Below are 21,759 nucleotides of genomic sequence, written 5' to 3'. Positions count from 1 at the left end.
TCGCGCTGCTCATGCGGTGTTTCCCTGCCCTTATTTCGCCATGCCCCCGCCGTTTGCCGGCAAGAGATGGCCGGGTCAAGCCCGGCCATGACGTCGTGTGGTGGTTATTTTGGCGCGATGACCATGGTCATCTGGCGGCCTTCCATCTTCGGCGACTGCTCGACCTTGGCCTTCTCGGCCAGTTCGTCACGCACGCGGTCCAGCACTTTCATGCCAAGTTCCTGGTGCGCCATCTCGCGGCCGCGGAAGCGCAGGGTCACCTTCACCTTGTCGCCTTCGTCAAGGAAGCGGTGCATCGCCTTCATCTTGACCTCGTAATCATGCTGGTCGATACCCGGACGCAGCTTGATTTCCTTGATCTCGATCACCTTCTGCTTCTTGCGGGCTTCGGCGGCTTTTTTCTGGGCTTCGTATTTGTACTTGCCGAAATCCAGAATCTTGGCCACCGGCGGCGACGCATTGGGCGAAATTTCGCACAGATCGAGGCCGGCTTCCTCAGCCAGGCGGATGGCTTCGCGGATGGAAACGACGCCGCGATTTTCGCCGGCGGCATCAATCAGGCGCACCTGGGGCACGTCGATCTCGAAATTAACCCGCGGGCCATCGGACTTCGGCGGCGGTGCGGGCTGGAAGGGCGGGCGGGCTATGGCGATCTCCTGTCGATGTTGACGATGGTCTGAAAATTCAAGCTGAAGCCGGCATGCGCGCTTCGGCGGCCAATTTAGCAACCGCATCGGCCAGCGCAATGGTTACTTGGGCTTCCTCGCCCAGGCGGCGCAAAGTGACTGTTCCTTGCTCAGCCTCTTTTTTGCCCACAATTGCCAGCACCGGCACTTTCACCAGGCTGTGTTCGCGGATTTTGTAGTTGATCTTCTCGTTGCGCAGATCGGTATCGACGCGCAGGCCGGCCAAGCCCAGCGCTTCGGCGACTTGCTCGGCATAGCCATCGGCATCCGAGACAATCGGCGCCACCACCACCTGCAACGGCGCCAGCCAGAGCGGCAGCTTGCCGGCATATTGCTCCAGCAAAATGCCGATGAAACGCTCGAAGCTGCCCAGAATGGCGCGATGCAGCATCACCGGGCGATGCCGGCCGCCATCGGCGCCGACATATTCCGCGCCAAGCCGCTCCGGCAGCACAAAATCCACCTGCAAGGTGCCGCATTGCCAGTCGCGGCCGATAGTGTCGCGCAGCACAAATTCCAGCTTCGGGCCATAGAAGGCGCCTTCGCCGGGATTGAGCGTGTAATCCAGCCCCACTGCCTCACAGGCCGCCTTGAGCGCATCCTCGGCCTTGTCCCAGATTGCATCCGAGCCGGCCCGGGTGGCCGGACGGTCGGAGAATTTCACCCGCAATTCGGCAAAGCCCAGATCCTTGTAGATGCCTTGCAGCAACGAGCAGAAAGCCTGGCTTTCCGAGATGATCTGGTCTTCGGTGCAGAAGATATGCGCGTCATCCTGGGTGAAATTGCGCACCCGCATGATGCCATGCAGCGCGCCGCCCGGCTCGAAGCGGTGGCAGGAACCGAATTCGGCCATACGCAAAGGCAGGTCGCGGTAGGATTTTAGCCCCTGGTTGAAAATCTGCACATGGCAGGGGCAGTTCATCGGCTTGAGCGCGAAGATACGTTCGCTGGGATCGGCGGCGTAATCGCGGATGCCGTCCTCATTCTCCGCGATATACATGTTTTGGCGGAATTTCTCCCAATGGCCGGAAGCTTCCCACAATTTGCGGTCCACCAATTGCGGGGTTTTCACCTCAACATATTTGGCGGCTTCCAGCCGCTCACGCATGAAGCGTTCCAGGGTGCGATACAGCGTCCAGCCCTTGGGATGCCAGAACACCATGCCGGCAGCTTCTTCCTGCTGGTGGAACAGGCCCATCTCGCGACCCAAACGGCGATGGTCGCGCTTCTCGGCTTCCTCCAGCCGCTTGAGATGCGCATCCAGTTCCTTCGGGTCGCGCCAGGCGGTGGCATAAACCCGCTGCAACTGGCGGTTCTTGGCATCGCCGCGCCAATAGGCGCCGGATACTTTCATCACCTTGAAGGCCACCGGCAGTTTGCCGGTGGAGGGCAGATGCGGCCCCATGCAGAGGTCGAGCCAGGCATCGCCCTGGCGGTAGATCGAGATTGCCTCGCCGCGCTTGGCGATTTCCGCCACCCATTCGGCCTTGTAGGTTTCGCCGATGGATTGGAAATAGGCCACCGCCTTGTCGGCCGGCCATTCCTCGCGCTCAATCGCCAGGTCGCGCTTGACGATTTCAGCCATGCGCTGCTCGATCTTGCCGAAATCTTCCGGCGTGAACGGCTCGTCGCGCACGAAATCGTAATAGAAGCCGTCCTCGGTGGCCGGGCCGAAGGTGATCTGCGTGCCGGGAAACAATTCCTGCACCGCCTGGGCCAGCACATGGGCGCCGTCATGCCGGATCAGTTCCAGCACTTCCGCCTCATTGCGGTCCTTCATGGTCACGATCTCGAACCGCGCATCCTGGCGCAGCGGCTGCTTCAGATCGCGCAACACACCATCCAGCCGGATCGCCAAAGCCGCCTTGGCCAGACCTGGCCCGATGCTGGCAGCCACATCCGCCCCGGTGCTGCCGGCGGCGCAGGTTCGCACACTGCCATCAGGCAGTGTCAGGCGAATCTCGGGCGCGGCGGCATCGGTGGACATGGCGGAATCCTTTGAAAACAAGCCGGAATACTCGGGCGGCGCAGCCTAGAGCATGAATGGTGGCTGTCAACCCTGCCACCTGGCCTGGAACTTGGCCGTGGGCTAGAGCCGCGCATCCTGGCGCAGCAGCGGCCCCGCCCAGCCCAGTATCTTCTCGTCGGCGGTCACCAGTGTGGCAGTGTGCGCCAATGCGGTGGCAACAATGAAACGGTCGGCCGGATCTGGGTGCAGGTCGAGGGCGGCGGCTTCCAGGGCGACGCGGCCATCCAGGGGGCATTCGCTGATACCGCGCTCAATAGCCATTTCGCGAAACCGGATCGGGCTTACATCAAGCCCGATCCGGCCTTTATGCACCAGCAAGCCGATTTCCCAATAGCTGATCACCGATACCGATAATTGACCGGTTGCGAAATTATCCTGCAATTGCCGCTTGGCAATACTGCCGAAGGCTTCAGGGCGTTGCAGGAACCAGATCAGGGCATGAGTGTCGAGCAGGATCAATCGCGCAGAACCTCCCAGTCTTCTGGCTCTGAGGCCGGGGCGATGATGTCACCTCTGATATGGATCAGGCCTCGCATGGAACCAAAAGCCTCCTCGAAGCTTGGTTTGCGGGCCGGAACCAGAGTGACCACCGGCTTGCCATTCTTGGTGATGGTGATGGCTTCGCCGCTGGCCGCCACCTCATCCATCAGGCTGAGGCATTTGGCCTTGAATTCACTGGCTTTTATCATCCGGGTCATGGTGAACCTCCGATCGCATGACCATGGTCATGACCAATGGTCATATTAGAATGGAAAGCCCGGATTACAATTGATTTATCAGCGCCAGGGCGCCAAGCACTTCCTCGACACTGACCTCTTCCAGCTTGGCCGAGCGGATCACCCGCACCTGCTGGCCGCGTGGCGCGCAGAGTGTCGGGTCGGAAGCGGCCGAGAACAGCACCAGGCAGGGCGCGCCGGCCACGGCGAACAGATGCATCGGCCCGGTATCATTGCCCACCGCCACCACGGCATGGCGCGCCAGGGCGGCTAGGTCAAAAAAGCTGGTGCGGCCGAGCAGGTCGGCGGCTTTCGGCGCCGCCGCCTTGATGGCGGCAATCAGTTCGGCCTCGGCCTTGGTGCCGATCAGCACCGGCTGGATGCCATCGGCGCTCAGTGCCCGGGCCAGGGTGGCGTATTTCTCCGCTGGCCAGCGTTTTTCCGGCCGGTGCGCCGAGCCGCCCGGCACCAGCAGGGCAAAGCGCGGTTCCAGCCGGTAGCGCCCGATATCGGCATCGGCCCAGCTCAGATCCGGCGGTGGCACCCGGCTGATGCCGGCCATGCGCAATTGCTCGGCCTGGCGGTCCAGCGTGTGCATCAGGTTGCGGCGCTCATTGGCATGCGGATGCGAACGGCCCAGGCCGATGCCCGACCATTCCGGGCGCGGTGTTGGCAGCAGGTAGAAATAGCGCGACGAGCGGCCCGATGTCTGCAAATCGTAAATCCGGCCAAAACGGCCAGAAATCAGCTTGCGGCGCAAAGCCAGCCATTGCCCGAGGGAAAACCAGCGCGGCCGCGTATCCACCCACACATCGTCAAAAAAGCCGGAACGCCGGCCCAATTCGGCATAGGGCGCGGTGGTCAGCAGGGTGATATGGGCCTGTGGATGCGCCTCGCGGATCGCCTGCATCGGCCCCAAAGCCTGCACAAAATCGCCCAGCGCGCCGTGTTTGATCACCAGCAGGCGCTGCGGCTCGGCCTGCGCCTGCACACCGGCCGCCAAGGTCATGTGCCGGTTCCGGCTTCAGGCCCGAACAGCAGATCGGTATAGACCTGGATATAGGCGGCGCACATCGCCTCGCTGGTGAAATGCGCTGCCACATGGGCTATCGCCTGCTCGCGCAAGGCGGCGCGCTGTTCCGGCGTGATCGAGATCGCCTTGTTCAAGGCTTCGGCCAGGGCAGTGGAATCGCCCGGCGGCACCAGCCAGCCGGTTTCACCTTCCAGCACGGTTTCACGCGCGCCACCATGATCGGTGGCAATCACCGGGCGGCCCATGGCCTGGGCTTCCACCGCCACGCGGCCAAAACCTTCCGGTTCGGTTGAAGCTGAAACCACCACATCGGCCAGCATCAGCGCCGCCGGCATGTCGCGGCAATCGCCGGGCAGCCGCAGGCTGCCGCCCAGCTTAAGCTGCTCGGCCAGGGCATAGAGTTCGTTGCGATAATTTTCGCGGCCCTGATGGTCGCCCAGCACCACACCGACAAAATCGCGTTTGCCGCGGATTTCCGCCAGCTTGGCCAGGGCCTTGAGCAGCACTGCCTGGCCTTTCCAGCGCGTCAGCCGGCCGGGCAGCAGGATCACCGACAGGCCATCCTCCAGGCGCCAGGCGCGCGAAAGCTGGGTGATGCGTTCCGGGCTGACCCGGGTGGGGTCAAATTTGGTCAAATCCGTGCCGCGTGGGATGGTGGTCAGCCGGGTCCACGGCACGCCATAGCGGTTATGCGCAAAATCCGCCACGAAGCGCGAGATGGCAATCACCCTGTCGCCCTTGGCCATAGAAGAATTCCACAGCTTTTTCAGCCAGTTATCGGCTTTGTAGGCATTGTGGAAGGTGGTCACGAAGGGCAGCCCGCAATTGCGCGCGGCGGCCCGCGCCGACCAGGCCGGGGCGCGGCTGCGGGCATGCACCAGGTCTACCGGCAGGTCGCGCAGCAAGACTTCCAGGCGGGCGACATTCTTGCGCATCACCAGCGGATTCTTGCTCGCCAGCGGCAGGGTGAAATGCTGCACCCCGGCGCGCTCCAGTTCGCGCACCATCGGCCCGCCTGCCGAGGCGACATAGGATTTCCAGCCGGCCAGGGCCAGGGCGCGGGCCAGGTCCACGGTGCCACGTTCCACCCCGCCGGTCACCAGGGCTGGCAATACCTGGAGCACGGCCGGCGGGCGGCTGGCGATCGGATCGGTCAGGGAGTCGGGCATGCGTCGGATTGCAACTTTCTGCCCCCCGACTATAGCAAAGCCTTGGCCCTGGCAAGAACTGCGCAGCTTGGTTACGACTCTGGGTATGACCGATATGCCCAGCCCCCCCGCTTTTCTGAACCGGCCCGATGGCCAGCGCCTGGCTTATGCCCATTTGTCCGGCAGCGACACTGCGCCCGGCCTGTTGTTTTGCGGCGGTTTCCGCAGCGACATGACCGGCACCAAGGCGCTGGCGCTAGAAGCGGCGGCCCGCGCGCGTGGCCGGGCCTGCACCCGGTTTGACTATTTCGCCCATGGCCAATCCAGCGGCGATTTCAGCCAGGGCAGCATCGGCCGCTGGCTGGCCGATACACTGGCGGTGCTGGATCAGGTGACAACCGGGCCGCAGATCCTGATCGGCTCCAGCATGGGCGGCTGGCTTGCCACCCTGGCGGCTCTGGCGCGGCCTGCGCGTTGCGCCGGCCTGGTGCTGATCGCCCCGGCGCTGGATTTCACCGAAGCCCTGATGTGGGCGCAGATGACACCGGCGCAGCGCGCCGTGCTGGAACGTGACGGCGTGCTGCGCGAGCCGTCACAATATTTCGATCAGCCCTATGAATATTTTCACCACCTGATCGTGGAAGGGCGGCAACATCTGCTGCTGGATCAGCCGATTCCGCTCGCCTGCCCGGTGCGTATCCTGCAAGGCATGAACGATCCCGATGTGCCCTGGCAGCACGCGCTGCGCACCATCCAGGCCTTCTCGGGCGGCGATGTGCGCCTCACCCTGCTCAAGGATGGCGACCACCGCCTCTCGCGTCCCGAGGATATCGCCCTGCTGATCGAAACCGTTTTCGGTCTCGCCTGATCCGTCTCAGTCTTGCAGCAACGCCGCCAGGCCCTCGCGGTAGGTCGGGTAGAGCAATGTCACGCCGAGTTCCTGCTTGATGCGGCGGTTCGAGACGCGCTTGTTCTCGGCATAGAAGCTGCGCGCCATCGGTGTCATCTCGGCCAGTTCAAACGGCACTTCCGGCGGCGGCGTGATGCCGAGCAGGCCGGCGGCATGGGCCACCACCTCCTGCGGCGGCGCCGGCTCGTCATCGGCCACATTATAGGCCGCGCCGGGATTGGGCTTGAGCATCGAGGCATGCAGCACCTGGGCGATATCGGCAACATGGATGCGCGAGAAATACTGCCCCGGCTTGATGATGCGATGCGCCTTGCCCTGGCGCAGGCTTTCCAGCGTGTTGCGGCCCGGCCCGTAGATGCCGGCCAGCCGGAAGCTGTGCACCGGCAGGCCATGCCGGGCGCCGAGTGCAAACCATGCCGCCTCGGCCTCGGCGCGGCGCCGGCCGCGCTGCTGGCTCGGTGTCATAGGCATGCTCTCGTCCACCCAGGCGCCGCCCTGGTCGCCATAAACCCCTGTCGTTGAGAGATAGCCGATCCAGCGCAGATCGCGGCGCCGGGCCAGATCGTCGGCATGCTGGCGCAGCACCGGGTCGCCATCGCCGCTGGCTTCCGAGGGCGCGGAAATCAGCACATGATCGGCTTGGTGCAGGCTGTCGGGTTTGCTCAGCGGCGCCGTGCCGTCAAAGAGCTGCATGTCGATGCCCTGGGCGGCTAGCTTGGCGCATTTCTCGGCATTGCGGCTGGTGCCGGCGAACAGCCAGTTGGCTGCGCCGTCCTGCCGGCGCAGCCGCTCGATCAGCGCCAGGGCGCTATAACCCAGGCCAAAACAGAACAAAGTCCGGGTATTGCTCAAGGCGGGCTGCTCCTGCTTGCCTTTCGGGGTTGTGGGCGGCAGTCTGCGCCCCCATCTTCCACCCCATGTCCAAGGCCATGTTGTTCCGCCCCATTCTGCTGGTCAGCCTGCTGCTGCTGCAAGCATCGCCACAAGCCTTTGCACAGCGTGCGCTGGATGCGGTGAGCTATCAGGATTGCCTCAACCTGTCGCGCAGCCGGCCCGAGGAAGCCTTTGCCACGGCGCAGAGCTGGCAGGCTACCGGCGGTGGCCTGCCGGCCGGCCATTGCGCGGCGCTGGCGCTGTTTGAACTGAAACATTACGGCGATGCCGCCGACCGGCTGGAAAAGCTGCTGCCCGAGGCCGAAGCCCAGGCGCCGCATCTGGTCACCGATCTGGTGGCGCAGGCGGCCAATGCCTGGCTGCTGGCCGGGCTGGCCGACCGGGCGCGGAAATTGCTCGATATCGCCGTGGCGGCGCGGCCCGATGCGCTGGAACTGCGCCTGGATCGCGCCCAGGCGCTGGCCGAGTTGAACGATTATGCCGCCGCCGAGGCCGATCTGGACCATGTGCTGCACCTGGCGCCGACCCGCGATGATGCCATGGCCTTGCGCGCCGCCGCGCGCCGCCTGGGCAACAATCCGGCCGGCGCGCTGGAAGATGCTGAAACCGCGCTGGCGCTGAACAGCCGCAATGTCGAAGCCCTGCTGGAACGCGGCTATCTGCGCCACGCGGCGGGCGACCGGCGCGGCGCCCGCGCCGATCTGATCCAGGTGCGCCTGATGGCGCCGGACACGCCGGCTGCCGAAGCCGCCGCGCGCGAAATCGAAGCGATCGATCTGGGCCGGAATTAGGGCGCTGGCTTACCGCCCCATAATCGTCATGCGCGGACTTGATCCGCGGCTCTCCGGTTTAACTTCTGACCGACTGAGCACCCCCGCCGTCGTCATCCCCGGGCTTGACCCGGGGATCTCTATCCAATTGAAAAAATATCCGAAAACATTGAAAAACGGGATGCCCGGGTCAAGCCCGGGCATGACGAAAGGGGGGGGGGTAACGAGCGAGGCGACGCTCGGCATAACACCCGCAACTACAGCGCCGGCATCTTGCAGGTGGTGGGCAGGGCGGTGGCCTGGGCGGCGATGCGGCCCATGCTGCGCCAGCCCCAGCCGGTGGCTTCCTCGTCGAATTTCATGCCGTCCTGCAACGGCCCGAGCGAGGCAATCACCAGGTCTTGCAGCAATTGGTGATCGGCGCGGCGCAACTGCGTCGTGGCGCCATACATGGTGCGGTATTCGGCGCCCGACAAAGCCCGCCCCAGCGCCCGGGCCGACAGATCACCCGGGCTGCGGCTCACCGCCTGATCCAGCATTTCCATCAAAGCGCGGATACGTGGCACATTGAAGCTGCCCTGGAAACGAGCGCGATAGGCGCTCTCGATGCCGTCGGCATCGGCGCCCGGATCGTTGGCCTGGCCTTCGATCACGCCATAAACCCGATGCGCCAGCCCGGTCTGGCGCACCGCCGTGGGGCTGCCGATGCCGCTGGCGTAATAGGTGTACCAATCCAGATTGAGCCCGGCATCGGCGGCGGCCTTGAGCAGCAAAGCCAGGTCGTTGCCCCAATTGCCGGTGATCACACTATCGGCGCCGCTGGCCTTGATCTTGGCCACATAGGGCGAAAAATCGGTGATCTTGGCCATCTGGTGCAATTCGTCGCCGACAATCTGGATATCGGGCCGTTTTGCTTGCAGCATGTCGAGCGCCGATTTGCGCACCGCCTGGCCGAAGGAATAATCCTGGTTGATCAGGTAAACCCGCTTCACCGCGGCCTTGCCGGCAAGGAAATTGGTCAGCGCCTGCATCTTCATATCGGCATGGGCATCGAAGCGGAAATGCCAGGGCGAGCATTTGTCGTTGGTCAATGCCGGGTCGATGGCGGCGTAATTCAGGAACAGCGCCTGCTGGCCGGGATTACGTTCGTTATGCTTGTCGAGGAAATCCACCAAGGCCGCCGCCACCGCCGAGGAATTGCCCTGGGCGATGATGCGGATGCCGGCATCCAGCGCCTTTTGCGCCGCCACGATGCTTTCCTGCGGGCTGAGCTTGTTATCGTAGGCCACGATCTCGTAGCTGCGTCCGGCTTTTGACAGGCGCTCGGCCATGAAGCGGAAATGATTGAGGCCGTTCTGCGTCACCGCCGCCGCGCCGCCGGACAGCGCATCGATGAAGGCGATGCGGATAGTCTCGGCCGCCTGGGCCGGGCCGCTGCCGAGCAGCAGCGCCAGCAGGCAGAAAGCCGGCAGGCAGATCGGGCGTGTGAAACGGCTGAACATGGGCAACGCTTTCCTCGAATGAACCGGGCGGCAGCGTAGAGAGCCGCCGCCCAGGTTCAAGCCGTTGCCGGGATGAATAATATTTGTGCGCTAACTATCATATATGGCGGCAGCCGATAAGTATGTTTCAAGATCGCGGCCGCATTTTTAGGGCAGGTTTCTCCCCCTCTCGTCATGCGCGGACTTGATCCGCGCATCTCGCTTTTTCGTCTTTTCCAAGAATTGCAGGCCAAGGAGAGATGCGCGGATCAAGTCCGCGCATGACGACGGTTGCGCTCAACCCTTAAGGGCTTGCGCCACAAAGGGTTTGAGATCGATCTGCGGCCGGGCGCCGACATGGCTGATCACTTCCGCCGCGCACAGGCTGCCAAGCCGGCCGCAGGCATGCAGGTCAAAGCCATCAACATAGCCATGCAGGAAACCGGCGGCGTAAAGATCGCCGGCGCCGGTGGTATCCACCACGCTCACCCCCGGCACGGCATCGATGATATGCACATTCTGCCCGGCCAGGATCACCGAGCCTTTTTCCGAGCGGGTCAGCGCCGCCACGTCAACATGATCGCGCACATGCTGCAAGGCGCCGTCAAAATCGCTGGTCTGGTACAGCGACACAATCTCGCTTTCATTGGCGAACAGGATGTCGATATTATGCTCCACCAGATGCTGGAATTCGGCGCGGTGGCGTTCAACGCAGAAGGCATCAGACAGCGTCATCGCCACCTTGCCGCCGGCTTCATGGGTCAGCCGCATCGCCTTGCGCATGGCTTCCTTGGCATGCGGCTGGTCCCATAGATACCCTTCCAGATAGGTCACCTGGGCTGCGGCGATGGCGGCGGGGTCGATATCTTCAGGCGTCATCTGGGCGCAGGCGCCGAGATAGGTGTTCATGGTGCGCTGGGCATCCGGTGTCACCAGGATCAGGCAGCGCGCCGTGGCCGGGCCGTCCTGGGCCGGGCTGGTGTCAAAACCCACACCGATCTTGCGGATATCGGCGCTGAAGGCATCGCCCAGTTCGTCGTTGCGCACGCGGCCGACAAAACGCACAGCACCGCCCAGCATGGCGATGCCGGCGGCGGTATTGGCTGCCGAGCCGCCCGACATGCGCACCTTGGCGGCCGGCATGGCGGCATAGATGGCTTCGGCGCGCTCGGCATCAATCAGCGTCATATGCGCCTTGTTCATGCCATGCTGTTGCAGGAAGCCATCATCCACCTGGGCCAGCACATCCACGATGGCATTGCCAATCGCCAGAACGCCGCGCTTGTCGGCTGGGGTGGAGTTGGTAACGGTCATGGAAGCCTACCCGGTGTGAAAGTTTGTCGTTACTCTCCCTTACCCCGGCCATGAAAAGAACGCAATTCGGTGGAGGATGAGGACGCTATGAACGAGTTGATCCGGTTGACGGCGCGCCAGGCAGTGGATGGCCTGAAAAACGGCGATTTCACCCCCGCCGAACTGATTGATGCCGCCGAGGCGCGTATTGCCGAGGTGGAGCCGAAGGTGAATGCGCTGCCGACGCGCTGCTTCGAGCGTGCGCGCGCCGCTGCGGCGCGGCTGGAGCGGCCGGAAAATCCCGGCCCGGGCTATCTTTATGGCCTGCCGATGGCGATCAAGGATCTGGTTGAAGTGTCTGGCGTGCGCACCACCTGGGGCAGCCGCGCCTTTGCCGATCATATCTCCACGCGGTCGGACTGGTCGGTGGAGCGGCTGGAAGCCAAGGGCGCGCTGATTGTCGCCAAGGCCAATACGCCGGAATTCGGCGCCGGGGCACAAACCTTCAATGACGTGTTCGGCACCACCACCAATCCATGGAATACCGCACTCACCCCGGGCGGCTCGTCCGGCGGTTCGGCGGTGGCGGTGGCTACCGGCGAGGTCTGGCTGGCCGATGGTTCCGATCTGGGCGGCTCTTTGCGCATTCCGGCCAGCTTTGCCGGCGTGGTCGGGCTGCGGCCGTCGCCGGGCCGGGTTGCCACCGGGCCGCGTGCGCTGCCGTTTGATACCCTGGCGGTGAATGGCCCGATGGGCCGCACGGTCGGCGATGTGGCTTTGCTGCTGGATGCGCAAAGCGGCCTCGATACCCGCGATCCGCTCACCCTGCCGCCGCCGGGCGAAAGTTTTGTCGCCGCCGTGGACCGCCAGATGACGCTGGGCCGGCTGCCGAGCCGCTTTGCCGGCGGCTGCCGCATCGCTTTCAGCCCCGATCTGGAACTCTGCCCGGTTGATCCGGAAGTGGTGGAAGTATGCCAGGCGGCAATGCGCCGGCTGGAAAAGCTCGGTACCACGGTGGATGACCGCGCCCCCAGCTTCAAGGATGCCGAGGATTGTTTCCAGGTGCTGCGCGCGATCAACTTCGCCGCCAGTGTATGGCCGCGCATCAAGGACAAACAGGAACTGGTCAAGCCGGAGGTGATCTGGAATGCCCAGAAGGGCTTGCAGCATAGCGCCGAGGAAATTGCCATTGCGCGGCAGCAGCAGGGGGCGCTCTATAACCGCATCGCGGCGTTTTTTGAACGCCATGATTTCCTTGCTCTGCCCACCGTGGTGGCGCCGCCATTTGATCATCGCGTCCGTTATCTGGAAGAGGTCAATGGCCGCAAGTTTGACACCTACATCTCCTGGCTGGTGCTGACCTTCGCTGTCACGCTTACTGGCACGCCGGCCATCTCGGTGCCGGTCGGCTTCACCAAATCCGGCCTGCCGGTTGGCCTGCAACTGGTGGCGCGGCCGCGCGGCGAGGCGGAATTGCTGGCGCTGTCGGCCTTGCTTGAAGCCGACCTGGCGCTCGGCACGCATAATCCCGTGGAGCCGCGATGATCGCTGCGGCCCTTCGCCTGGCCATTGCGCAGCTGCCCGATCCGGCTTTCCGGCGCGTGCTGCTGCGCAGCCTGGGCATTTCCATCGTGGTGTTTGTGCTGCTGGGATTTGCCGTCTGGTATGGTGTTGGCCTGCTGCCCAGCACCGGCACCGGCTGGCTCGACAGCCTGATCGCGGTGCTGTCCGGCCTGGGCGCCTTCCTGCTCAAGCTGCTGCTGTTTCCGCTGGTGATGACCGCCGCTATCGGCCTGTTCCTGGATGATGTGGCCGATGCGGTGGAAGCCAAACACTATGCCGCCGATCCGCCCGGCAAACCACTTCCCGCGGCCGCTTCGCTGCTGCAATCGCTGCGTTTCCTGCTCACCGTGCTGGGCATCAATCTGCTGCTGCTGCCGGTTTATCTGGTGCTGCTATTCTTTCCGCCGTTCAAGCTGGCGTTGTTTTATGCGGTGAACGGCTATCTGGTCAGCCGTGAATATTATGAATTGGTCGCCAGCCGTTATCTGCCGCGTGCCGAGATGGAAAAGCTGCGGCGGCGGCATCGCGGCGACTTGTGGTTGTCGGGATTGCTCATTGTTCTTCTGTTAACCATTCCTCTGCTAAATCTAGTTGTGCCGATCGTCGCCACGGCGTTTATGGTTCATATCTTCAAGCGTCTGCCGGCGGCACCAGGGATGCCACAGCAGAGGTGAGGCCAGAGCGGCCAGGGCCAGGGCGTCCGGTGGTTGGATACAGCATCAGGGATGAGGGGTTACCGCATGTTTGGTCGCAAGAAGCCAGTAGAGTCATCCGCCGCCATATTGCCCGCCGCGCCGCCGCCGAAGGCAGCGCCGCCAAAGGAACTGTCGGCTGTGGCCAGCAGCGCCGCGCCGCCGGCCGAAATCGGCGAGCCCGAACCCGTCGCTGTTGCGCCGGCGCCGCTCAAGGCCGCCGCCGACGATCTGCCGCCGGTGCCGCTGCATTTGCAGCGCTTCGGCCGGCCCAGCCTGCCCAATCCTTCCGTCTTTCCCGCAGCCGCTAATCAAGGACCGTCCAGCATGAGCGACAATCTCGCTTCCGGCACCCCCACTTTCCGCCCTGAAATCGCCAAGCGCCCGGCGATGGATCTGGGCCAGCCGCGCCCGGCCGCGCCGGCTGCCGCGCCCACCGTATTCAACCCGGTGCCGGCGATGCCGGCTTCCAGCGCCGCCGCGCCGCGTAATGATTCACCCGAGCCCAAGGTGCTGATCATCGGCCGCGAAATCAGCCTCACCGGCCAGATCACCGCCTGCGACAAGGTGGTGGTTGAAGGCAAAGTGGAAGCCACGCTCAGCGACAGCCGTTTTGTCGAGATCGCTGAAACCGGCCAGTTCAAGGGCGCCGCCGAGATCGACGAGGCCGAAATCCGTGGCCGTTTTGAGGGCAAGCTCAGTGTGCGCGGCCGCCTGCTGATCCGCGGCACCGGCAAGGTGATGGGCGAGATTGCCTATGGCCAGATCGAAGTGGAATGTGGCGGCGAATTGAGCGGCACGGTGCAGACCGTGGCGTCTGGCCGCCTCGCCACTTCCGCCGCCGCAGAGTAATCGGCAGCCTGCATGTCTGTATTCCTGCGCAGCGCCTTTCCGGCGCTGCTGCTTCTGGTTCTGGCGGCTTGCGGCGCTGCGCCCAAGCCGCCGCCGGTGGTTGAAGCGCCGGTGGTTGTGCCGGCAGAACCCAAGGAAGAATTGAACCTGGCCCTGGCGCCGCCGCCAGCGGTGCCGGGCGAGCCGCCGCGTCGTCCGGTGAGCCAGGATGTGGTGGCCAAGACGGCCGCCGAAGTGCGCGCGCTGTTTGGCCCGCCGGGCCAGGTGCGGCGCGAGGCGCCGGCGGAAATCTGGCAGTATCTGTCAGACCAGCCGGCCTGCGTGCTGTTATTTGTGCTGTATCCCGGCGATGCCCCGGCCTCGCTGCGGGTGCAGCATGCCGAAGTGCTGGCACGGCGGCGTGGCGCCAACGTGGCCGATGCGGATTGTGTCGCAGCGCTCTTGAAAACCCAACCAACCCCGGGCAAAGCTGCATCCTGAGATAGCAGGCTGGCCCATAGCAGGCTGGCATAGCGGGGGGAACCATGGCGATAGACGAGGTGGTGCTGCGGCTCGACAGCACCGGACAGCTCGTGCTCGGCCTGGTGCTGGCCCTGATCATGTTCGGCGTGGCGCTGGATCTGCGGCTCAGCGACTTTGCCGCCGTTTTGCGCAAGCCATTCGCGCCGGTGCTGGGCATGGCGGCGCAGGTGCTGCTGCTGCCGGCCGCCACCTGGGCGCTCACCATGCTGCTCAAGCCGCATCCATCCGTGGCACTGGGCATGATCATCGTCGGCGCCTGCCCGGGCGGCAACCTGTCCAACCTGATCACCCATATGGGGCGCGGCAATACCGCGCTTTCGGTCTGCGTCACCGGCCTGTCCTCGGTGCTGGCGGTGCTTTCCACGCCGCTCAACATTCTGTTCTGGGCCGGGCTTAACCCGGATACCGCTGCGCTTTTGCGCCAGATCGAGATCGAGCCGCTATCCTTCATCCTGTCCACCGCCGCCATCCTCGGCCTGCCGATGCTGGCCGGCATGCTGCTGGCGCATCACCGGCCGACCCTGGCGGCGCGGCTGCGCAAGCCGTTTCAAACCGGCTCATTCCTGTTTCTGGTGCTGTTCATTGCCGCCGCCGCCATCGCCAATGGCAAATATCTGCTCGGTTTCCTGGGCATCATCATCCCGCTGGTGGCATTGCATAACGCGCTGGCGCTCAGCGTCGGCTGGGGCGTGTCGCGCATCGCCGGGCTGAACACGCCTGATACGCGCGCCATCACCATCGAGGTCGGCATGCAGAATTCCGGCCTCGGCCTGGCGCTGATCCTCAATCATTTTGACGCCCTGGGCGGGGCGGCGCTGATCGCCGCCGGCTGGGGCATCTGGCATATCGTTTCGGGCTGGACCCTGGCCAGCATCTGGCGCCGCCAGGATCGCAAGGCGGATTTGTCATGAGTATCCTGATCACCGGCGCCGCCGGTTTCATCGGCGCGGCCCTGCTCAGGCGGCTGGCAGCAATACCCGGCGGCGAGCCGGTGATCGGCCTGGATCGCCGCGCCCTGGCCGATTGCCCGGCGCAAGGCAGCTTTCACCTCGGCGATATCCGCGATGGCGCCGCCTTGCGCGGCCTGTTCCAGCAGGTGCGGCCGCGTGTGGTGGTGCATCTGGCTTCCGTGGTGGCAGCGGGCGGCGATGCGGCGCTGGATTATGCCATCGATGTCGGCGGCACCGAGAATGTGCTGCAAGCCTGCCAGGCGGCCGGGGTGCGGCGGCTGGTGGTCACCTCCAGCGGCGCCGCCTATGGCTATCATGCCGATAATCCGGTGCCGCTCTGCGAAACCGATGCGGTGCGCGGCAATGAGGATTTTCCCTATGCCCGCAACAAACGCCTGGTGGAGGAAATGCTGGCGCGCTGGCGGCAGATGCAGCCCGCACTGGAACAGGTGGTGTTCCGGCCCTGCACCGTGCTTGGCCCCGGCGTCGCCAACCAGATCACGGCGATATTTGAACGCCCGCTGATCACCGGCCTGCTGGGCGCCAGCACGCCGTTCAGCTTTGTGGCCGAAAGCGATGTGGTGGGCGCGCTGCACCATGCCACGGCTTTGCAGGGCGCCGGGCCAGCCGGCATCTACAATCTGGCCGGCGATGGCGCGCTGACCCTGCGCCAGATTGCGGCGCGTATCGGCAAGCCCTATCTGGCCATTCCGCCGGCGGTTATGCGCGGTGCGCTCTGGGCCGCCAACCGGCTTGGCCTGACCAGTCTCGGCCCGGCCCAGGTGCTGTTCCTGCAATACCGCCCGGTGCTGGATAACACCCGGCTCAAGGCGCAATTCGGCTATGTGCCGGCCTATGACAGCGCCGCCGCCTTTGACCGCTACTGGCAGGCCCGCGCATGAAACATCTGATCATCGGCGCCGGCCCGGCCGGCCTGGCGGCGGCGAAAGCCTTCAAGCAGGCCGGCATCGCGTTTGAGGTGGTGGAGGCGCAGGCCGATATCGGCGGGCAATGGCTTTATGGCGGCCCGGCCAGCGCGGTTTATGCCTCCACGCATCTGATCTCGTCAAAAGGCACCACCGCCTTTGCCGATCTGGCGATGGATGAAAACCTGCCGGCTTATCCGCGCCATGATCAGGTGCAGAGCTACTTGCGGGCTTTTGCGCGGCATTTTGATCTCTATCCGCAGATCCGGCTGAATACCGAGGCGCGTAGTGTCAGCCGCCAGCGTGACGGCTGGCAGGTCTCGTTCAGCGATGGCAGCAGCGCGCTTTATGCCGGCCTGGTGATTGCCAATGGCCATCTCAGCGATCCCAACATCCCGGCGATACCGGGCCAGTTCAGTGGCCACTTGCTGCATAGCAAAGCCTACAAGACAGCGGATATTTTTGCCGGCAAGCGGGTGCTGATCGTCGGTGCCGGCAATACCGGCTGCGATATTGTGGTGGATGCAGTGCATCGCGCCAAATCCGTGGCCTGGAGCCTGCGCGGCGGCAATCATTTTGTGCCGAAATTTTTTGCCGGTCGCCCGGCCGATGCCGGCAATCACAACAAGCGTTTTGTGCTGCCGCGCCCGCTGCGTTCGCTGCTGCATGAAGCCGTGCTGCGCATCCTGGTCGGGCCGCCGGAACGTTTTGGCCTGCCCAAGCCGAAACACCGGCTCTATGACCGCACGCCGATTGTCAATTCACTGGTGTTGCAGCATCTCGGCCAGGGCGATGTGAGCCTGCGCAAGCCGATCGAGCGTTTTGCCGGTGAGTTGGTGTTTTTCCAGGATGGCAGCGCCGAAGCCTTTGACCTGGTGCTGCTGGCCACCGGCTATCGCATCAGCTTTCCCTTTATCGACACGGCCCTGCTCAACTGGCGCGAGCCGGCACCGCATCTGCATCTCAACATCTTTCCGCCCGGCGATACCGGCCTCTATGTCTGTGGCCTGCTGGAAGGCGCCGGCATCGGCTGGCAGGGCCGCATGTTGCAGGCCGAAGCCATCGCCGCCTATATCGCCGCCCGCGACAAGCCGGCCGGTGCGGCGCTGCGCCGCCAGATCGATAAATTCTGCGCCGCGCCGCGCCCGGCCGATAGCGGCGAACACGGCATCTTTGTTGATTTCCATGCTTACCGCCGCAAACTTGGCAAGGTGATTGCCGGGCTAAAATAGCGCGCGGAAGCCGGCATAGGATACCGCACCGGCCGCCTGCAAAGCCTTGTCGTCACTCACCAGGATGGCATCCGCCGCCCGTGCCTCGGCCAGCAAAAGCGCATCGCGGCTGGCCAGGCTGGGCGCGGCTTGCGGCGCGCTACCATGCAGGGTGAAAAACAGCGCAAGCAAAGCCTGGCGCCGTTCGGCAGCGGCGATCTGGCGCAGCTCCGCCAGCACAATACCGCTGGCGATCAGCTCCAGCTCGGCTTGTTGCAGCCGCGCCGCATCATCATGGCGCAGGATGGCGTCATAGGCGTTGCTGTCGAGTAGATAGCCCGTCAATCCACGTCTTCCGTCTTCGGCGTGAAGCGGCACAGGTCGCGGATGCGGCAGCGCGGGCAGGCCGGCTTGCGCGCCTTGCAGATATAGCGGCCATGCAGGATCAGCCAGTGATGCGCATGCTGGATGAACTCTTTCGGCACCACTTTCTCCAGCCCCAGTTCCACCGCCAGCGGGGTTTTGCCCGGCGCCAGGCCGATGCGGTTGGACACCCGGAAGATATGCGTATCCACCGCAATGGTGGGTTCGCCCCATAATACATTCAGCACCACATTGGCGGTCTTGCGGCCCACGCCGGGCAGAGCCTGCAAGGCATCACGATTGCGCGGCACCTTGCCGCCATGCTCGCGCACCAGCTTTTCAGACAGCGCGATGACATTCTTGGCCTTGGCGTTAAACAGCCCGATGGTCTTGATATGCTGTTTCAGCCCGGCTTCGCCCAGGCGCAGCATCGCCGCCGGATCCTGCACGGTTTGAAACAGCGCCTTGGTGGCCTTGTTCACCCCCAGATCGGTGGCCTGGGCGGATAGCACCACCGCCACCAGCAAGGTGTATTCATTGACATAGTTCAGTTCGGTTTTCGGTTCCGGCTCGGCGGCGGCGAGGCGGGCGAAAATCTCGTGGATGGTGGCGGGCGGCAGCTTTTTCGGCTTGGCGGGCATGGTGGCTTCCGGGGCTTGCGGCTGAATGCCGGCTGGTGAATCTTTAGCCGATGATCCGCCTGCTTGTCGCCCTTCTGCTGTTGCTGTTGCCTGCGCCGCTGCGGGCCGAAACTAAGAGCTGTCGCCTGCCGGAGCGGCTGGAAAGCCGCGCCTGTGCGCAGCAAGGCCCAAGCCGGGGTGTGGCGGGGCAGTTTGATTATTATGTGCTGGCGCTGAGCTGGTCGCCGGCTTTCTGCGCCGAACCGCGCCAGGCGCGCGGCAACCGCCTGCAATGCGCCGATAATCGCTTCGGCTTTGTGGTGCATGGCCTGTGGCCGCAATATCAGGAAGCCCAGTCCGGCAGGAATCAGTCCGGCAGCAATCAGCCCTGGCCGCAATATTGCCAGCCGGATGCTGCGGCTGTGCCGGAAGCCTTGCTGCGGCGCCATCTCTGCCGCCAGCCCAGCGCTGCGCTGATGAATTGCCAATGGGCCAAACATGGCGCGTGCAGCGGCCTCAGCATGGCAGCGTATTTTGCCGCCCAGGAACAATTGATGCAGCGCCTGACGCTGCCCGCCCTGACGCCCGGGCCGAACACCGCCGGCGCGGTGCTGGACGCATTCCAGAATGCCAATGCCGTGCTTGGCCTGAAGCGTGAGCATATGGTGTTGATCGTGAAAGATGATGCGTTGAGTGAGATACGCATCTGTTACGCGAAGAATCTGACAGAATTTGTTGCCTGTGGTCCTGGCATGCGTGGCAGCCGGCCAGAGCGCAAACTAATATTACACTGAGGTTGCGGCATACTTGCCAAGTTCCGGGCAAGGCCGGATGATCCCCCCCGAACACGTATCACTCGCGTTTTTTTTAGTATCGGGGGAAATGTCCATGATCCTGCAACGCTCCATCGGCGCGCGTATTGTCGCCGCCATGCTGGCCGCCACCTTTCTCGGCATCGGCATCGTTGCCGCTTATATGGTGGCCGACAATCTGAGCAATGCGCGCGCTGATATCGAGCAGCAGATGCGCGATTATTACAGCGATGTGCAGGATGGTGTGGTGCAGGAAATCCGCGCGCTCGAAGCCGTCAGCAACACTGTGGCCGGTTTGCGCGCCGTGCAGGAAGCGGTGGTGAAGCAGGATCGCGCCGCCGGCCTGGCCGTGCTGGCCGAAACCATGAAATTCCTCACCGAGCGCCAGGGTATCGGCCTGATCACCGTGCAGGTGCCGCCGGGCATCGCCTTCATGCGCTCGCATAATCCCACTGCCTTTGGCGATAATGTGCTGGCGCGGCGCCTGACCGTGAAGCAGACACTGGAAACCAACCGCACCCATAGCGGCATCGAGCCGGGCCGCGACAATCTTTCGATCTTCGCCAGCGTGCCGCTGCGTGCCGATGGCAAGCTGATCGGCGTGGTGGATACCGGCACCGTGCTGGGCGAGGAATTTGTCAAACGCATGAAGGCGCGCAGCAAGGTGGAGGTGAGTATCCATCTGCCCGATGGCGACAATTTCAAACTCTATGCCGCCACGCGCAAGGAGCAGATGGCTTCTGCCGCCGCTCTCAAAGCGGCGATGCGGGGGGAAATCCAGTTGGGCAGCGGCAGCCGCAATGGCGCCGATTACGCCGTGCTCACCGCGCCGATGACCAATTATTCCGGCCAGCCGGTGGCGGTGGTGGAAATCGTCGCCGATACCAGCAGGCAGGCTGCCGAAGCACGCAACGCTTTGCTGGTGCTGCTGGCGATTGCCATCGGTTCGCTGGTGCTCACCGCCGTGATTGCGGTGTTGCTGGCCCGCGGCATCAACCGGCCGATCATGGCGATCACCGGCGCCATGCAGCAATTGGCCAAGGGTGAACTGGAAACCACGATCCCCGAAGAAGCCCGCGCCGACGAAATCGGTCGCATGGCGGCGGCTTTGGCGGTGTTCAAGCGCAATGCACAGGAAAATCGCCGCCTCGCTGCCGAGCAGGAAAGCCAGCGCCGGCAGCATGAGGCGGAGCGGCAGGAGCAGGAAGCGGCGCTGGATCGTGCCGTCGGCCAGGTGGTGCAGGCCGCCGCCAATGGCGATCTGGCGCAGCGTATTGCCACCGATCAGCTGGATGGCGTGATGCGCAAGCTGGGCGAAGGCGTCAACCGCCTAGTCGGCACCACCGATGGCGCGCTGCGTGAATTGTCGGATGTGCTCGGCCGGCTGGCCGATGGTGATCTTGGCGCCCGCATGGCCGGCACGCATCATGGCGTGTTTGCCGAATTGCAGCAGGATGCCAACCGCATGGCAACCAAGCTGACCGAAATTGTGCAGCAGCTGGGCACCGCCACCCATGCGGTGCGCGATGCGGCGCATGAAATCTCCGCCGGCTCTACCGATCTGGCCGGCCGCACCGAGCAGCAGGCCGCCAGCCTGGAAGAGACGGCGGCCTCGATGCACGAGATCACCGCCACGGTGAAGCAGAATGCCGATAACGCCCAGGCCGCCAACCAGCTGGCCGGCGCGGCGCGGGATACCGCCAACAAGGGCGGCAGCGTGGTGGCCGATGCGGTGGCGGCAGTGGCGCGGATCGAGGATAGCGCGCGCAAGATCGGCGATATTGTTGGCCTGATCGACGAGATTGCCTTCCAGACCAACCTGTTGGCGCTGAATGCTTCGGTGGAAGCGGCACGCGCCGGCGAGGCCGGCAAGGGCTTTGCCGTGGTGGCGCAGGAAGTGCGCAGCCTGGCGCAGCGTTCCGCCAATGCCTCGAAGGATATCAAGGCGCTGATCGTGGAATCCAACAATCAGGTGCGCAGCGGCGCCGCTCTGGTCAACCAGACCGGCCAGTCGCTCGACGAGATTGTCGGCGCGATCAAGAAAGTGTCGGATATCGTGGCCGAGATCGCCGCCGCCTCGGCCGAACAGGCCACCGGGCTGGAGGAGGTCAATGTTGCCGTGGGTAATATGGACGAGATGACCCAGCGCAACGGCGCCCTGGTGGAACAGACCAATGCGGCGGCGCAGTCGCTGGCCGGCCAGGCCGACCAGCTGGCGCAGACCGTGGGCTTCTTCCGGCTCTGATGTGAGCAGTTGATAACGGCGGGCGAACTATCGCCCGTCGGGG

Annotated in this window: 22 protein-coding genes; 11 read left to right on the top strand and 11 right to left on the bottom strand. The window is 64.2% G+C overall.

The genetic code is table 11. The features are described from left to right. Positions 1–104: 104 nt before the first annotated feature. The 6 genes from infC to KBB36_RS01625 all read right to left on the bottom strand — a co-directional run bounded on the left by infC (position 105) and on the right by KBB36_RS01625 (position 5,633). The gene (gene infC / locus KBB36_RS01650; protein WP_290975990.1) at positions 105–647 is read right to left on the bottom strand and encodes a translation initiation factor IF-3; all 543 of its coding nucleotides are present in this window, start codon (positions 645–647) and stop codon (positions 105–107) included. A gap of 37 nt (positions 648–684) precedes the next feature. Beyond that, entirely contained in the window at positions 685–2,673 is a 1,989-nt protein-coding gene (thrS, locus tag KBB36_RS01645) for a threonine--tRNA ligase (protein ID WP_290975935.1), read from the bottom strand. A gap of 102 nt (positions 2,674–2,775) precedes the next feature. Beyond that, on the bottom strand, positions 2,776–3,174 hold the full coding sequence (locus KBB36_RS01640; protein WP_290975932.1) for a type II toxin-antitoxin system VapC family toxin: 399 nt from the start codon (positions 3,172–3,174) through the stop codon (positions 2,776–2,778). Then, positions 3,171–3,413, bottom strand: a complete 243-nt coding sequence (locus tag KBB36_RS01635; protein ID WP_290975929.1) for a type II toxin-antitoxin system Phd/YefM family antitoxin — start codon at positions 3,411–3,413, stop codon at positions 3,171–3,173. The genes KBB36_RS01640 and KBB36_RS01635 overlap by 4 nt, the downstream gene beginning before the upstream one ends. A 64-nt stretch (positions 3,414–3,477) precedes the next feature. Continuing rightward, positions 3,478–4,440 (bottom strand): glycosyltransferase family 9 protein, encoded by a 963-nt coding sequence (locus KBB36_RS01630; protein WP_290975926.1) that lies wholly within the window; start codon positions 4,438–4,440, stop codon positions 3,478–3,480. Further along, the gene (locus KBB36_RS01625) at positions 4,437–5,633 is read right to left on the bottom strand and encodes a glycosyltransferase family 4 protein (protein ID WP_290975923.1); all 1,197 of its coding nucleotides are present in this window, start codon (positions 5,631–5,633) and stop codon (positions 4,437–4,439) included. The genes KBB36_RS01630 and KBB36_RS01625 overlap by 4 nt, the downstream gene beginning before the upstream one ends. A gap of 94 nt (positions 5,634–5,727) precedes the next feature. Here KBB36_RS01625 and KBB36_RS01620 point away from each other — a divergent pair, with 94 nt between their 5' ends. Further along, positions 5,728–6,480, top strand: a complete 753-nt coding sequence (locus KBB36_RS01620; RefSeq protein WP_290975920.1) for an alpha/beta hydrolase — start codon at positions 5,728–5,730, stop codon at positions 6,478–6,480. Positions 6,481–6,486: 6 nt separating this feature from the next. On the opposite strand, the gene KBB36_RS01615 is transcribed toward KBB36_RS01620, so the two are convergent. Further along, positions 6,487–7,374: an SDR family oxidoreductase gene (locus tag KBB36_RS01615; protein ID WP_290975917.1), complete on the bottom strand. Its 888-nt coding sequence runs from the start codon at positions 7,372–7,374 to the stop codon at positions 6,487–6,489. Positions 7,375–7,439: 65 nt separating this feature from the next. Between KBB36_RS01615 and KBB36_RS01610 the strand changes: the two genes are divergently transcribed. Beyond that, complete coding sequence (locus KBB36_RS01610) at positions 7,440–8,207, top strand: hypothetical protein (protein ID WP_290975914.1); 768 nt, start codon at positions 7,440–7,442, stop codon at positions 8,205–8,207. A gap of 236 nt (positions 8,208–8,443) precedes the next feature. Here KBB36_RS01610 and KBB36_RS01605 read toward each other — a convergent pair whose 3' ends face one another. Continuing rightward, entirely contained in the window at positions 8,444–9,688 is a 1,245-nt protein-coding gene (locus KBB36_RS01605; RefSeq protein ID WP_290975911.1) for a branched-chain amino acid ABC transporter substrate-binding protein, read from the bottom strand. 276 nt (positions 9,689–9,964) lie between these two features. Beyond that, entirely contained in the window at positions 9,965–10,981 is a 1,017-nt protein-coding gene (locus KBB36_RS01600; RefSeq protein WP_290975908.1) for an adenosine kinase, read from the bottom strand. A gap of 87 nt (positions 10,982–11,068) precedes the next feature. On the opposite strand from KBB36_RS01600, the gene KBB36_RS01595 reads away from it, so the two are divergent. From KBB36_RS01595 to KBB36_RS01565, 7 genes are all read left to right on the top strand, one after another. Further along, the gene (locus KBB36_RS01595) at positions 11,069–12,505 is read left to right on the top strand and encodes an amidase (protein WP_290975905.1); all 1,437 of its coding nucleotides are present in this window, start codon (positions 11,069–11,071) and stop codon (positions 12,503–12,505) included. Next, entirely contained in the window at positions 12,502–13,197 is a 696-nt protein-coding gene (locus KBB36_RS01590) for an EI24 domain-containing protein (RefSeq protein ID WP_290975902.1), read from the top strand. The genes KBB36_RS01595 and KBB36_RS01590 overlap by 4 nt, the downstream gene beginning before the upstream one ends. Before the next feature lie 66 nt (positions 13,198–13,263). After that, positions 13,264–14,067, top strand: coding sequence for a polymer-forming cytoskeletal protein (locus tag KBB36_RS01585; RefSeq protein WP_290975899.1), 804 nt, complete (start codon positions 13,264–13,266; stop codon positions 14,065–14,067). A gap of 12 nt (positions 14,068–14,079) precedes the next feature. Then, on the top strand, positions 14,080–14,547 hold the full coding sequence (locus KBB36_RS01580; protein ID WP_290975897.1) for a hypothetical protein: 468 nt from the start codon (positions 14,080–14,082) through the stop codon (positions 14,545–14,547). Between the two features lie 44 nt (positions 14,548–14,591). Continuing rightward, positions 14,592–15,500, top strand: a complete 909-nt coding sequence (locus KBB36_RS01575) for a bile acid:sodium symporter family protein (RefSeq protein ID WP_290975894.1) — start codon at positions 14,592–14,594, stop codon at positions 15,498–15,500. Then, a complete protein-coding gene (locus KBB36_RS01570) occupies positions 15,497–16,441 on the top strand; it encodes an SDR family oxidoreductase (RefSeq protein WP_290975892.1) in 945 nt (314 codons plus the stop codon). Before KBB36_RS01575 ends, KBB36_RS01570 begins: the two co-directional genes overlap by 4 nt. Then, positions 16,438–17,697 carry an NAD(P)-binding domain-containing protein gene (locus KBB36_RS01565; protein WP_290975889.1) on the top strand — a complete coding sequence of 420 codons (1,260 nt, stop codon included), beginning with the start codon at positions 16,438–16,440 and terminating at the stop codon, positions 17,695–17,697. The genes KBB36_RS01570 and KBB36_RS01565 overlap by 4 nt, the downstream gene beginning before the upstream one ends. On the opposite strand, the gene KBB36_RS01560 is transcribed toward KBB36_RS01565, so the two are convergent. Together KBB36_RS01560 and nth are read right to left on the bottom strand one after the other, a co-directional pair. Continuing rightward, complete coding sequence (locus KBB36_RS01560; RefSeq protein ID WP_290975887.1) at positions 17,689–18,021, bottom strand: hypothetical protein; 333 nt, start codon at positions 18,019–18,021, stop codon at positions 17,689–17,691. The genes KBB36_RS01565 and KBB36_RS01560 overlap by 9 nt on opposite strands. Continuing rightward, positions 18,018–18,680: an endonuclease III gene (nth, locus tag KBB36_RS01555; protein WP_290975884.1), complete on the bottom strand. Its 663-nt coding sequence runs from the start codon at positions 18,678–18,680 to the stop codon at positions 18,018–18,020. Before nth ends, KBB36_RS01560 begins: the two co-directional genes overlap by 4 nt. 50 nt (positions 18,681–18,730) lie before the next feature. On the opposite strand from nth, the gene KBB36_RS01550 reads away from it, so the two are divergent. Further along, entirely contained in the window at positions 18,731–19,453 is a 723-nt protein-coding gene (locus KBB36_RS01550; protein ID WP_290975881.1) for a hypothetical protein, read from the top strand. A 94-nt stretch (positions 19,454–19,547) separates the two neighbouring features. Then, positions 19,548–21,716, top strand: coding sequence for a methyl-accepting chemotaxis protein (locus KBB36_RS01545; protein WP_290975878.1), 2,169 nt, complete (start codon positions 19,548–19,550; stop codon positions 21,714–21,716). Positions 21,717–21,759: the final 43 nt, after the last annotated feature.

It is taken from the genome of Ferrovibrio sp. (assembly GCF_017994015.1).
GTDB lineage: Bacteria > Pseudomonadota > Alphaproteobacteria > Ferrovibrionales > Ferrovibrionaceae > Ferrovibrio.
The sequence above is the reverse complement of the archived record's forward strand: the minus strand, read 5'-3'. Positions and strand labels throughout refer to the sequence as shown.

Excerpts from the sequence above, each read along its gene's own strand:
- thrS (WP_290975935.1), bottom strand. The coding sequence starts at position 2,673 with ATGTCCACCGATGCCGCCGCGCCCGAGATTCGCCTGACACTGCCTGAT.
- KBB36_RS01635 (WP_290975929.1), bottom strand. The coding sequence starts at position 3,413 with ATGACCCGGATGATAAAAGCCAGTGAATTCAAGGCCAAATGCCTCAGC.
- KBB36_RS01630 (WP_290975926.1), bottom strand. The coding sequence starts at position 4,440 with ATGACCTTGGCGGCCGGTGTGCAGGCGCAGGCCGAGCCGCAGCGCCTG.
- KBB36_RS01625 (WP_290975923.1), bottom strand. The coding sequence starts at position 5,633 with ATGCCCGACTCCCTGACCGATCCGATCGCCAGCCGCCCGCCGGCCGTG.
- KBB36_RS01620 (WP_290975920.1), top strand. The coding sequence starts at position 5,728 with ATGCCCAGCCCCCCCGCTTTTCTGAACCGGCCCGATGGCCAGCGCCTG.
- KBB36_RS01610 (WP_290975914.1), top strand. The coding sequence starts at position 7,440 with ATGTCCAAGGCCATGTTGTTCCGCCCCATTCTGCTGGTCAGCCTGCTG.
- KBB36_RS01605 (WP_290975911.1), bottom strand. The coding sequence starts at position 9,688 with ATGTTCAGCCGTTTCACACGCCCGATCTGCCTGCCGGCTTTCTGCCTG.
- KBB36_RS01600 (WP_290975908.1), bottom strand. The coding sequence starts at position 10,981 with ATGACCGTTACCAACTCCACCCCAGCCGACAAGCGCGGCGTTCTGGCG.
- KBB36_RS01595 (WP_290975905.1), top strand. The coding sequence starts at position 11,069 with ATGAACGAGTTGATCCGGTTGACGGCGCGCCAGGCAGTGGATGGCCTG.
- KBB36_RS01590 (WP_290975902.1), top strand. The coding sequence starts at position 12,502 with ATGATCGCTGCGGCCCTTCGCCTGGCCATTGCGCAGCTGCCCGATCCG.
- KBB36_RS01585 (WP_290975899.1), top strand. The coding sequence starts at position 13,264 with ATGTTTGGTCGCAAGAAGCCAGTAGAGTCATCCGCCGCCATATTGCCC.
- KBB36_RS01580 (WP_290975897.1), top strand. The coding sequence starts at position 14,080 with ATGTCTGTATTCCTGCGCAGCGCCTTTCCGGCGCTGCTGCTTCTGGTT.
- KBB36_RS01575 (WP_290975894.1), top strand. The coding sequence starts at position 14,592 with ATGGCGATAGACGAGGTGGTGCTGCGGCTCGACAGCACCGGACAGCTC.
- KBB36_RS01570 (WP_290975892.1), top strand. The coding sequence starts at position 15,497 with ATGAGTATCCTGATCACCGGCGCCGCCGGTTTCATCGGCGCGGCCCTG.
- KBB36_RS01565 (WP_290975889.1), top strand. The coding sequence starts at position 16,438 with ATGAAACATCTGATCATCGGCGCCGGCCCGGCCGGCCTGGCGGCGGCG.
- nth (WP_290975884.1), bottom strand. The coding sequence starts at position 18,680 with ATGCCCGCCAAGCCGAAAAAGCTGCCGCCCGCCACCATCCACGAGATT.
- KBB36_RS01550 (WP_290975881.1), top strand. The coding sequence starts at position 18,731 with ATGATCCGCCTGCTTGTCGCCCTTCTGCTGTTGCTGTTGCCTGCGCCG.
- KBB36_RS01545 (WP_290975878.1), top strand. The coding sequence starts at position 19,548 with ATGATCCTGCAACGCTCCATCGGCGCGCGTATTGTCGCCGCCATGCTG.